This window comes from Mesorhizobium sp. M0664 (genome assembly GCF_040320565.1).
Taxonomy (GTDB): domain Bacteria; phylum Pseudomonadota; class Alphaproteobacteria; order Rhizobiales; family Rhizobiaceae; genus Mesorhizobium.
Window position 1 is genome coordinate 16,784 of sequence record NZ_JAMYPW010000064.1, and the last position, 10,727, is coordinate 27,510.

General features: G+C 63.6%; 12 protein-coding genes. 6 read left to right on the forward strand and 6 right to left on the reverse strand.

Annotated elements, in window-relative coordinates:
* Positions 1-3 precede the first annotated feature (3 nt).
* From NKI39_RS31685 to NKI39_RS31705, 5 genes are read right to left on the reverse strand one after another with little or no spacing between them, the layout of a single operon-like run.
* Positions 4-1,035, reverse strand: a complete 1,032-nt coding sequence (locus NKI39_RS31685; RefSeq protein WP_352836828.1) for a histone deacetylase family protein — start codon at positions 1,033-1,035, stop codon at positions 4-6.
* The gene (locus NKI39_RS31690) at positions 1,032-1,544 is read right to left on the reverse strand and encodes a GNAT family N-acetyltransferase (RefSeq protein WP_023674747.1); all 513 of its coding nucleotides are present in this window, start codon (positions 1,542-1,544) and stop codon (positions 1,032-1,034) included. Before NKI39_RS31690 ends, NKI39_RS31685 begins: the two co-directional genes overlap by 4 nt.
* A 9-nt stretch (positions 1,545-1,553) precedes the next feature.
* Complete coding sequence (kce, locus tag NKI39_RS31695) at positions 1,554-2,483, reverse strand: 3,5-dioxohexanoate:acetyl-CoA acetone transferase (protein ID WP_352836831.1); 930 nt, start codon at positions 2,481-2,483, stop codon at positions 1,554-1,556.
* Between the two features lie 10 nt (positions 2,484-2,493).
* A complete protein-coding gene (locus NKI39_RS31700; RefSeq protein WP_352501606.1) occupies positions 2,494-3,861 on the reverse strand; it encodes an aminotransferase family protein in 1,368 nt (455 codons plus the stop codon).
* A 1-nt stretch (position 3,862) separates the two neighbouring features.
* Positions 3,863-5,503 carry a N,N-dimethylformamidase beta subunit family domain-containing protein gene (locus tag NKI39_RS31705; RefSeq protein ID WP_352836834.1) on the reverse strand — a complete coding sequence of 547 codons (1,641 nt, stop codon included), beginning with the start codon at positions 5,501-5,503 and terminating at the stop codon, positions 3,863-3,865.
* A gap of 155 nt (positions 5,504-5,658) precedes the next feature.
* Here NKI39_RS31705 and NKI39_RS31710 point away from each other — a divergent pair, with 155 nt between their 5' ends.
* The 5 genes from NKI39_RS31710 to NKI39_RS31730 all read left to right on the forward strand — a co-directional run bounded on the left by NKI39_RS31710 (position 5,659) and on the right by NKI39_RS31730 (position 8,421).
* Positions 5,659-5,907, forward strand: coding sequence for a ParB N-terminal domain-containing protein (locus NKI39_RS31710; RefSeq protein WP_352836836.1), 249 nt, complete (start codon positions 5,659-5,661; stop codon positions 5,905-5,907).
* A gap of 121 nt (positions 5,908-6,028) precedes the next feature.
* Positions 6,029-6,514: an SRPBCC family protein gene (locus tag NKI39_RS31715; RefSeq protein ID WP_352541415.1), complete on the forward strand. Its 486-nt coding sequence runs from the start codon at positions 6,029-6,031 to the stop codon at positions 6,512-6,514.
* Positions 6,515-6,538: 24 nt separating this feature from the next.
* Positions 6,539-7,495: an alpha/beta fold hydrolase gene (locus NKI39_RS31720; protein ID WP_352782725.1), complete on the forward strand. Its 957-nt coding sequence runs from the start codon at positions 6,539-6,541 to the stop codon at positions 7,493-7,495.
* 196 nt (positions 7,496-7,691) lie between these two features.
* Complete coding sequence (locus NKI39_RS31725) at positions 7,692-8,090, forward strand: GFA family protein (RefSeq protein ID WP_352457758.1); 399 nt, start codon at positions 7,692-7,694, stop codon at positions 8,088-8,090.
* Between the two features lie 118 nt (positions 8,091-8,208).
* Positions 8,209-8,421 carry a hypothetical protein gene (locus NKI39_RS31730; protein WP_352474035.1) on the forward strand — a complete coding sequence of 71 codons (213 nt, stop codon included), beginning with the start codon at positions 8,209-8,211 and terminating at the stop codon, positions 8,419-8,421.
* A gap of 13 nt (positions 8,422-8,434) precedes the next feature.
* On the opposite strand, the gene NKI39_RS31735 is transcribed toward NKI39_RS31730, so the two are convergent.
* Complete coding sequence (locus tag NKI39_RS31735; RefSeq protein WP_352836838.1) at positions 8,435-9,349, reverse strand: hypothetical protein; 915 nt, start codon at positions 9,347-9,349, stop codon at positions 8,435-8,437.
* A 259-nt stretch (positions 9,350-9,608) separates the two neighbouring features.
* Here NKI39_RS31735 and NKI39_RS31740 point away from each other — a divergent pair, with 259 nt between their 5' ends.
* A complete protein-coding gene (locus NKI39_RS31740; RefSeq protein ID WP_352836841.1) occupies positions 9,609-10,628 on the forward strand; it encodes a glycoside hydrolase family 25 protein in 1,020 nt (339 codons plus the stop codon).
* The last annotated feature ends 99 nt before the right edge of the window (positions 10,629-10,727 follow it).

Here is a 10,727-nt window from a genome sequence, read left to right on the forward strand (position 1 = left end):
GGATCATCGCTTGTGGGCGCCGCCAAAACCGGTGAGGAAGGCGGTGAGATTGTCGCCGAGCTCGTCGCAGAGATAGCCGCCTTCCTGGACGATGACCGTTGGCAGGCCGAGCCCGGCGATCACCTCGCCAATGCGCGAAAAACCAGGCGTGCTCACCGACAGCCCGCCGAACGGATCGCCTTCGAAGGCATCTAGCCCCAGCGCCACCACAAGCGCATCGGGCGAGAAGGTGTTGATGCGCTGGAACGATGCCTCCAGCGCTTCGAGGAACGCTGCATCGCCGGATTTGCGCGGCAGCGGCAGGTTGAGATTGTAGCCGAGGCCGGCGCCTTCGCCGCGCTCGTCGCCATAGCCCCAGAAAAACGGGTAGAAGCGCACCGGGTCGGCATGCAGCGACACGGTGAGCACGTCCGGCCGGGCATAGAAGATGCCTTGCGTGCCGTTGCCGTGGTGCAGGTCGACATCGAGGATCGCCACCCGCGCCGCCTGCTTGCGCAGAACCTGTGCAGCGACGGCCGAATTGTTGATGAAGCAGAAGCCGCCGGCGACATCGGCAAAGGCGTGATGGCCGGGCGGCCGGCACAGCGCATAGGCGGCCGGCGCTCCCGACATCACCGCCTCGGCGGTTTCAACCGCGCTCCAGGCGCTCCAAAGCGCGCTCTGCCACGTCTCGCCGGAGATCGGGCAGGCGGTGTCGGCCATGTGGTAGCCGGCCTGGCCGACCGCCGAGGCCGGATAGGAGCCGTTCCGCGCGATCGGATGGATATTGGGGATGACCTCGGCCGAGGCGCCCTCGATGCGCTGCCAGCGGGCGAAGATATGCTGGAGAAAATCGAGATATTCCGGCGTATGCACCGCCGCAATCGGGCCGAGCCCGTGATCCCGCGGCCGTTCGATCGTGCAGCCGGCAGCCTTGGTGCCGGCTAACAATCGCTCGACCCGTTCCGGCTTTTCCGGATTGGGCTGCGGCGCGCCGCTTGAGAGGAACGCCTTCGGGTAGTGGCGCTTCTGTTCTTCGGCATAGAAGGCTTTCATGTTGGCTCCTCCGGTGCATCGGCAAAGGCGAAAAAGGCGTCGCCGACGATCTTCTGCACCTGCTCGTAGCTCGACCAGCCAATGCCTAACCGTTCGTAAAAAGCCTTGGCGGTCTTGTTGTCGGTGTCGACGGACAGCCTGAGATAGACGCCGCCTGCCTTCCGGCACTGCGCCGCCACCCGGCGCAGCAGGCGCTCGCCGATCCTGCGGCCACGAAAACGGTCCTCGACATAGAGGTCCTGCACATAGACGCCGGGCCGTCCCATCCATGTCGAGAAGATCGGAAAATACAGGCAAAGCCCGGCAAATTCGCCACCGACTTCGGCGATCAAGGTCGAGAAGGCAGGCTTTTCGCCAAAGCCATAGGTGCGGAGATCCTGAGCTGTCGAGGTGATCTCCTGATGTGCGCCGACATGCGCGCCGAGCCGTAGGAGCGCGGCGTGGATGGTTTCGACGTCCTCGACCCGGCCGGGGCGGATGACAATGTCTCTTGACGGTGGGTTGGTCACGGCCGCATCTCAGAACGCCACGCGGTCGCCGCCCTTGAGCGCCAGCATCTGCCGTGCCTCGGCCGGCGTTGCGACGTCCAGCGACAGCCCTTCGAGCACGCCGCGGATCCGGCGGACCTGGTCGGCACTGGACTTGGCGAGCTGGCGCCCGTCGTAGAGGCTGTCCTCCAGCCCGAGGCGGACATTGCCGCCCATCGCCGCCGCAATCGAGATCATCGGCATCTGGTGGCGTCCGGCCGCCAGCACGGAAAACTGGTAGCTGTCGCCGAACAGTTTGTCGGCGATGCGCTTCATGTGGATCAGGTTTTCTGGATCGGCGCCGATACCACCCAATATGCCGAGCACGAATTGGATGAACAATGGTCCCGACACCAGCCCGCGGTCGCGGAAATGCGCAAGCGAATAGAGATGGCCGACATCGTAGCACTCGAATTCGAAACGCGTGCCACAGCCGCGCCCAAGCTTTTCCAGCACCGTCTCCATATCGGCAAAGGTGTTCTTGAAGATCGTGTCACGGGTAGCCTCGAGCAGCTTCGGCTCCCATTCGTGCTGCCATTCTCGCGGCCGCTCGAGCATCGGGAATAGCGCAAAATTCATCGAACCCATATTGAGCGAACACATTTCCGGCTCGGCCCTGAGCGGCGCGGCCAGCCGCTGGTCGAGCGTCATCAGCGACGATCCGCCGGTGGTGATGTTGATCACCGCGTCGGTCGCCTGCTTGATGCGCGGCAGGAACTGCATGAACACCTCGGGGTCGGCGGTCGGCCGCCCATCCCTAGGGTCGCGGGCATGAAGATGCAGGATCGAAGCGCCGGCCTCGGCGGCGGCGATCGCGTCTGCGGCGATCTGGTCCGGCGTCACGGGCAGATGCGGCGACATCGACGGGGTGTGTACCGACCCGGTGACGGCGCAGGTGATGATGACTTTTCGCGACGCCATGGTTCGCCTCTCAGCCTTCGACCGGCAGGTCGAGCTCGCCGGCCAGCACCTCGAGCGAGTCGCCGATGATGGATATGATCTCGCCGATCTGCGCGGCGGTGACGATCATCGGCGGCGCGACCATGAAATTGTCGCCGTCGACGCCGCCCTTGACCTTGCGTCCGTAGATGATCAGGCCGCGCTCATAGGCGAGGTCGAGCAGCCGCTGGGTGGCCTTCTTTGCAGGCTCGATCGGCCTCAGAGTGTCGGGATCCGCAAGCATCTCGGCACCGGTGAGCAGGCCCTTGCCACGGACGTCGGCGATGAATGGAAACCGCTTCGCCAATCGCTTCAACTCGTCCATCAAAAGCTCGCCCATGTCAGCCGCATTGGCGATCAGGCCGAGACGGTCCATTTCGCCGAGTACGGCGAGCCCGGCGGCGCAGGCGAGCGGGTTGCCGGCGTAGGTGTGGCCGTGCTGAAAGCCGCCCGACGCGAGCAATGGCTGCACCAGCCGCATCGGTGCCGCCAGCGCGCCGAGCGGCGCGTAGCCAGAGCCCAGCCCCTTCGACAGCGCGACGATGTCGGGCTTGCAGTTCCAGTGGTCGCCGCCGAGGAATTTTCCGGTGCGGCCGGCACCGCTCATCACTTCGTCATGGATGAGCAGGATGCCGTAGCGATCGCAGATCTCGCGGATGCGCGGATAGTAGCTGTCGGGCGCCACCAGTGCTGCCGTGGCAGCGCCGCCGACTGGCTCCATGATGAAGGCGAGCACGCTCTGCGGTCCCTCGGCGAGGATCTTTTCCTCCAGCATGTCGGCGTAGCGGATGCCGCGCTGTTCCATCGAAAGATTGTCGCGGTCGCGCCAGGCGATGGGCGCCGGCACGGTCGGCATCATCTGCATCATCGGCACAAATGTTTCGGACAGCGCATCGTCGCCGGTAACGGCGAGCGCGCCGAGCGTGCCGCCATGATAGGAGGGAAAGCGCGAGATCACCTTCCAACGGCTGGGCTGGCCGGTGGCGACCGCCCATTGCCGCGCCAGCTTGATGCAGGATTCGGTCGCTTCCGAGCCGCCGGAGACAAAGAAGATGCGGTCCATGCCTTCAGGGAGTTTGGCCGCCAGCTGCCGCGCGAGCTCCTCTGCCGGTTCGTTCTCGAAATGCAGACGGTAGGCGAAGGTGGCGCGGTCCATCTGCCTTTTCATCGCGTCGAGCACGTTGCGATTGGAGTGGCCGATATTGGCAACCATCGGACCGCTCGATCCGTCGATGAAGCGGCGGCCATCCTGCGTCCACATGTAGATGCCTTCGGCGCGGTCGATCATCGGCCGGCGCAGGCTGGATAGATAAAACAGATGCGAGGCTTCGCGAGTTTCCGGGGCAGGAGACTTCAACATGTCATGGCTTTCCAAGATAGCGGTCAAGGACATTTCTGGTGACGCGCTCGACAATCGCATCCTGCCTTAGCAGGCCGGCAACCCATTCGCAGCTTCCGGCGTGAAACACCTCGCCTTTGCCGCGCGGGAAATTGACGATCATGCCGTTGCCGCGTTTGACCTTGTCGAGGTTGGCATCGCTTGCCTCGCCGAACAGCGTCTCGGCGGTGAAGCGTCCGTCCTCGTCGCCGAGAAACTGGTCCTCGAACGCAATGTCGGCGCTTTCCTCGACCTGGCTCGCCATGCCGACCGCGAGCACCTGCAGGCCGTCCGGCGCACCGCTAGTGGTCGTGGGGTAGGGCAGGCCGCCGCGGATCTCGAAATCGAGCCCGTCGACCTCGTAGCCATAGACATGGCTGTCGGCGCCGAGCAGATCGCCATAGTAGATGCCGGTGCCGGCAAACGCCCAATGCTCCGGCCGGTAGACCGGAAAGCCGCGTACGCCGCGCGGCGCGCAGCCGCCCCAGCCGGCATAGACGCCTCTTGTCGCGTTGAGACCGAAGGTCGCGGCACCCGGCCGGCCGATTTCCGGCGCTTCCCAGGAATTGGTGGCGCGCCTTATATCGCCGCCGCGATAGGCCGGGTCTTCGGCGCGAGCGCGGTATTTGTAGCAGACCTGCCGGCGGCCTTCGTCCTCCAGCCTGGTCTGCCACATGAAATTGCCGGCAAAGCGCGCCGCATGACCGCCGCGCTCGACATAGGTGTCGACCGCATCGCGCATTTCCCAGGTCCAATATTCGTCGTGGCCGACCAGGACGACGCAGTCATAGCCGTCGAGAATGTCGGGCGAAAAATGCAGATCGTGCTGGCTGGCGAGATCGACGGCGTAGCCGGCACGCTCGGCGAAGCGGAAGAAATGGCTGTCGTAGCTTGCCCAGCCGGACGAGGCGTATTTCTTCGAATGGCCGGTAGCAAAGGCCCATTCCATGTGCGGATAGCGCGGCACGGTTTTTGGCGGCACGGCGACTTCGAGCGGCACGCGCGGCGCGTCCCTGGGCAGCACGACGAAGCCGCGGCACCACGGCCGTTGGGTCGACACCATTCGTGCATATTGGTCCCGGCTTGGCCCGGTGATGCCTTCGTAATGGTTGGAACCGCCCCACGTATTGTAGGCGAGCCAGGTGCCGGTGGCCGCCACCTGCAGCACACGGCCAGGCTTCTTGCCGGGCTGTGGCGCGACGATAAAAAGATGGTGGCAGCGGATCGGCTTGCCGTCCCGGCCATCTGCTGTCAGCGTCACGCGATAGGCGCCGGACGGCCAGTCGTCGCCGATGCGAAACTCGAACGACGCTTGCCAGCCGCAGCCTTCGACCGAACATTGGTCCGGCGTATCTTGCCAGCGCGCCGCGATTCCGGTCCCTTCGAACATTGTCGTTTCCGCGCCGCCGTCGCGGATGATCGCGATGCCGAAACTGACGGCCGTCGAACTGACATGCAGTGCCACCATCTCGCCAGGACGGTAGGAAAAACGGTCGCTGTAGCACCAGATTTCGCCGCGCCCGCCATCCATCCCCGGCCATTCCCAGTAATGGCTGCGCACCGCCTGGCCTCGCTGCTCCGGCGTCAGTCCGAAATCGGGAAACTCGGTCGGCAGGTGGTTCATGGACACCGCTAAGGTCGAAGGCCGCCATTTCGGCCATCCGCCGGCCAAGCGTCAATTGGAAACGATCGGGCCAGCCATTGCCGGGCGCTCCCTTGGCGTTGCCGGACAAACAGACTATCTCACAAAACGCGGCCTTGTCCGCCACGGGAGCCGATATGCTGAGAGTGCAAAAGGTCAGGGTCAACGATATCTACGTGCCGACGGCGCGCAAGAAGACGCTGCATCCCGAGACCGTCCGCTATCTGGCCGAGGACATTCTGGAAAACGGCATGAAGATGCCGATCCAGGTGCGCCATGACGGCAAGCGCCACATCCTGGTCGAAGGGTTGCATCGGCTGGAAGCGGCCAAGTGGCTCGGCGAGACCGAGATCGACGCCTATCTGGTGCAAGCCAAGCGCCACTGAAGCCACTTATTTCCGTCGTTCGAATCTCCTGTCCCGCGGATTTTTTCGCGGACCGTGTCGGCTTGCGTCTTGTCGGTTCGTCCTAGACACGGAAGCCAAAACCGACGTGTGAGGAAACATCATGACCACCAAGCTCGACATCGCCCCCAACTCCGATCGCGAGCTGGTTCTCGCCCGCATCATCGATGCGCCGCACGAGAACGTCTATCGCTGCTGGACCGAGCCAAAGCTGTTGACGCAATGGTTCTCGCCGAAGCCGTGGATGACGCCGCGCGCCGAATTGGATGTGCGGACCGGTGGCTCCACCCTTGTCGTCATGGCCGATCCCGACGGCAAGGAGTTCCCGAATCCAGGCATCTTCCTCGAAGTCGTACCGGGCAAAAAGCTCGTCTTCACCGATGCCTATACGAAGGCGTGGGAGCCGTCCGAAAAGCCGTTCATGACGGTCGTGCTGACCTTCGAGGACGAGGGCGAGGGCAAGACCCGCTACATTGCCCGCGTCGCGCATTGGTCGGTCGCCGACCGTGAACAGCACGAGAAAATGGGTTTTCACGAGGGCTGGGGCCAGTGCGCCGAACAGCTTGAGGAGGTCGCAAAGCGACTTTGATGCAAACGGGAGAGGGAGACTGACGTGTCCAGATCGGTATTTTTCGCCATATTCGCCTCGGCCGCCGCGCTATTTGCCGCGCCGGGCACCATCAACGCAGAGGAGGCCAAGCCCGCCATGACGACCGCAACCGCAACACTGCCGACGCCGGAAAAATCCGGCCTGCTGCCGATCAACGGCCTGAACTATTATTACGCCGTCTACGGCAAGGGCGAGCCGCTGCTTCTGCTGCATGGCGGTCTCGGCACGACCGACATGTTCGCGCCGATCCTGCCGAAGCTTACCGAGAACCGCACCGTCATCGGCGTTGACCTGCAGGGCCATGGCCGCACCGCACTCGGCGACCGGCCGCTCAGCCTGGAGGCGATGGGCGACGACATGGCGGCGATCGTCAAGGCGCTCGGCTACGACAAGGTCGACGTGATGGGTTATTCGCTGGGTGGCGGCGTCGCCTTCCGCATGGCCGTGCAGCAGCCTGAAGCGGTGCGCCGCCTGGTGCTGGTCTCGACCGGCTACGCCGCGGACGGCTTCTACGCGGAGATGCGTGGCCAGCAGGCACAAGTCGGCGCGGCGATGGCCGACATGATGAAGGACACGCCGATGTACAAATCCTACGTCGCGGTTGCGCCGCATCCGGAGGATTTTCCGAAACTGCTCGACCAGCTCGGCGCCTATATGCGCAAGGACTACGATTATTCCGCCGACGTGCCGAAGCTGAAAATGCCGGTGATGCTGGTGTTCGGCGACAGCGACATGTACCGGCCCGAGCACGAGATCAAATTCTACCAGATGCTCGGCGGAGGATTGAAGGACGCCGGCTGGATGCGCGAGAACCTGTCGCAGAACCGCCTGGCGATCGTGCCGAACCGCACCCACTACGATGTGTTCTTCGCGCCGGAACTGACAGCTGCCGCGCTGCCGTTCCTCAATGGCCAGACCAAGGTCAAGACCTGGGACGAGGTCGTCAACGAAACGAACTGACGCCCAGTCAATTGTCTGCCGGCCGTCTTCCGCGAGATGGCCGGCATTTCGCCCATGGTGCCTTGGCCCGGCGCATCGGCCAATCGTGTATTGGCCGCATCACAGCTATAGATGGCGCCATCAAAGCTTTTCAATTGACGCTGCCACGCCTATCGATAGGTATGCCGCCTATCCTCACAGGGCAGGGACGCGGGTGATGGCAAGATATCAGGGCGGGTGTTTGTGCGGCGCGGTGCGCTACCGCGCCGAGGCGGCACCGATCAATGAGCGCGTCTGCCATTGCCGGTTGTGCCAGAAGGCGCTGGGTGCCGCCTTCAATGCGCGCGTGCTGTTCCGCATCGATGATGTGACGGTCGACGGACCGCTGGCGACGGTGAATTCCTCGCCCGATCTCAAGCGCGGCTTTTGCCCGCGCTGCGGCACGACGATGTTTTCCCGGCGCGATTCCGCCGGCATTATCGGCATCACCACCGGCTCGCTCGATGATCCCTCGTTGTTCAGGCCTGAGATGCATATCTGGACCGCCTCGAAGCAGCCCTGGGTGCAGATCGACGACGGCCTGCCGCAGTTTGAAGGCGCGCCACCTCCGGCTTGAGGTGGAATCTGGACAAAATTTAATCCGAAGCGACACGAGATAGCCGGCAAAGCGTCATTGGCGGGCCATCATTGCTGCCTATCTATTGCGTGCGGGCGGCAGTCGAGGAGGCGACGGAATGAACGACAGCATCAACACCCTGGACGAGCTCTTGAGTGATCCGATGATCAAGCTGGTGATGGAGCGCGACCGCGTGCAGCCGGCAGAACTTCGTACGCTGCTCGAGGAAAAAGTCCGCCGGGCGGACGATGATGTGGCGGTCAACGATCGTTTTGTACCGCCGGCCCACCTGATGGCCACGACCTCCCACAAGCTGTGGCTGTGCGGCTAGGGTCTTGAAACGGTCAGCCGGAATTTGCCGGCAAATAGCTGTAATGGCTGCGGAAATAGGCAAGCTTGAAGCCGAGGCGTGCATAGTTGCGGTAGGCCGGCCCGTCGCGTTCGGACTGCGGCGCCTCGATGTCGGCGACGAACAGTTTTGCACCGCCCGCAAGTCCGTCGCGCACCATCGCTTCGCCGAGCATTGCATCGAGGTCGAAGCTCGGCGCCATGATGCCGGGAACCGGCGCGTCGATGCCGCTCCAGGCCATGCCGTCGGCACCGATGAACATCGAGCGCACCGCCGCCACCGCGCCGTCCCGCCGCAGCATGTAATGATGCCAGCCGCGTCGGCCGGCCAGCGCCAGCAACCACGGTGAGGTCGGCAACCGATATTGGCTGTCGATGAACCCAGCCCATTCCCTTGCCGTTGCCGGCGTCACCCGCTCGACCGAGACGTTCTCAGTCGGGAAAAGCGGCTCCGCTGGCAATGGCGCGGCGTCGCGAAAGATGCGTTCCCAGCCGCCCTGACGCTGCAAGCCGCGCGCCTCGAGCCAGCAGCTGAGCGTCGCCGGCTCGGTATGTGGATTGGTGTAGAACCAGGGCCTCAGAATACCGGCCTCGCGATAATGCGCCAGAAGCGCGTCAAGCCGGCTCTCGGTGGCTGCGCTATCGACACCGAAATTCTTGACGCAGTTGAAATGGATGAACGGGATCGTCGTGCAGGTGGTCCAGACGAGATCGCCATCTTCGGCGATGGCAAGGCCTTGCCTTGCGGCAAAGTCTGCCGGGGCGGCGCGATAGAGGTCGAGCCAGGCATCGACCTCGGCGCGTTCGATGGTGCGGCTGAGATCGCCAGATATCTCGTCGATCCCGATGGCGGGCGAGTGTGGCTCGGGCGGGGCTACGGGCTGCAATTCTGACAAGGCGGCGGGCTGCATGACTTCCTCCCAAGTATGGCCTTACACCGTAAGATTAATGGAGACTAATCTCATGCCGTGAGTTGTCAAGCGGGATTGCGAGGCAGCCACGTGGCCGAACGCTGGGGGATAGCGCACCTCCGTCCGGGCCAACGTCCCGATGCAAAGCCCTAACAATTCGATTCAAACTTTGTTGGTAGTTTCTTGTTAGGAATCCAGCTTGGTTTGTCCGGCGGCGTTGTCCTGCCTTCGGTCTGTTGTGTTTTGCGTACAGGTCCAGATGCGGTTATCAGGCGTCGTCATCTTTTCGATCGCAGCGCTGTGCCTTGCCGGCTGCACATCGACATCCGGCGTCGATGCGCTGCAAGTGCCGTCCAGCGAGACGACCAGCTCGGTTGTGCGGCCGCCCGCGCCGGTGGCATCCGTGGCGAAAACTGATGCTGCGCCAGCCTTCGCGGAACAGGAGCAGGACGAACAACAGGTCGCGATGGACGTACCCGACCAAAGCATCGATCCGCCGGCCGAGGTGATCGCGCTGATGGCGCCGCCGAAGCGGCTGACACGCGCAGCACCGGCGATGCTTGCCGAGCCGGTCACGCGCTATGGTTTTCGCGACGCCAAGCCGATCAATTTCGGTAAATCCTCCTCGCCGAGGCGCCTTGCCGTCCACGGCGTCGACGTTTCGCGCTGGCAGGGCAATGTGAACTGGCAAAAGCTGCGCGCCCAGGGCGCAAACTTCGCCTACATCAAGGCGACCGACGGCGGCGATCATCTCGACCCGATGTTTACCAGGAACTGGCGTAGTGCCGAAGCCGCCGGCCTCAAGCGCGGCGCGTACCACTTCTTCTATTGGTGCCGCACCGCCGGCGAGCAGGCCGACTGGTTCATCCGCAATGTGCCGAGGGTCGAGGGCGCGCTGCCGCCGGTGATCGACGTCGAGTGGAACGGCGAATCCAGCTGCAAGCGCCGCCCGTCGCGGCAAAAGGTGCTGGAGAAGATGCAGGTGTTCATGGACAAGCTCGAGCGCTACTACGGCCAGCGCCCAATCATCTACACCGCGCCTGACTTCTACCGTGACAATCTCAGGGGCGCCTTCCCAGATTATCCATTCTGGCTGCGCGCCGTGGCGGCGCACCCGTCAAAGGTTTATCCCGGCCGCAAATGGCTGTTCTGGCAATATTCCGGGTCCGGCCTGTCGCACGGCGTAAGAGGCCGCATCGACCTCAACGTGTTCCATGGTGATGAGAGGGCGTGGCGCGACTGGGTTGGTGGAAGGCAGATGGTGGCCGAGGCGGAGTAGCGCGGCAGCTTCTTCCTTCTCCCCATGTGGGATCTTTGCACAGAAGCCGATCAGTGATTCTGTTGTGAGGTTGGAGCAGGGAGATTCGCGATGGTGGAT

Coding starts and splice junctions, on each gene's coding strand:
- NKI39_RS31685 (WP_352836828.1), bottom strand. CDS start 1,035: ATGAAAGCCTTCTATGCCGAAGAACAGAAGCGCCACTACCCGAAGGCG.
- kce (WP_352836831.1), bottom strand. CDS start 2,483: ATGGCGTCGCGAAAAGTCATCATCACCTGCGCCGTCACCGGGTCGGTA.
- NKI39_RS31700 (WP_352501606.1), bottom strand. CDS start 3,861: ATGTTGAAGTCTCCTGCCCCGGAAACTCGCGAAGCCTCGCATCTGTTT.
- NKI39_RS31705 (WP_352836834.1), bottom strand. CDS start 5,503: ATGAACCACCTGCCGACCGAGTTTCCCGATTTCGGACTGACGCCGGAG.
- NKI39_RS31710 (WP_352836836.1), top strand. CDS start 5,659: ATGCTGAGAGTGCAAAAGGTCAGGGTCAACGATATCTACGTGCCGACG.
- NKI39_RS31715 (WP_352541415.1), top strand. CDS start 6,029: ATGACCACCAAGCTCGACATCGCCCCCAACTCCGATCGCGAGCTGGTT.
- NKI39_RS31725 (WP_352457758.1), top strand. CDS start 7,692: ATGGCAAGATATCAGGGCGGGTGTTTGTGCGGCGCGGTGCGCTACCGC.
- NKI39_RS31730 (WP_352474035.1), top strand. CDS start 8,209: ATGAACGACAGCATCAACACCCTGGACGAGCTCTTGAGTGATCCGATG.
- NKI39_RS31735 (WP_352836838.1), bottom strand. CDS start 9,349: ATGCAGCCCGCCGCCTTGTCAGAATTGCAGCCCGTAGCCCCGCCCGAG.
- NKI39_RS31740 (WP_352836841.1), top strand. CDS start 9,609: ATGCGGTTATCAGGCGTCGTCATCTTTTCGATCGCAGCGCTGTGCCTT.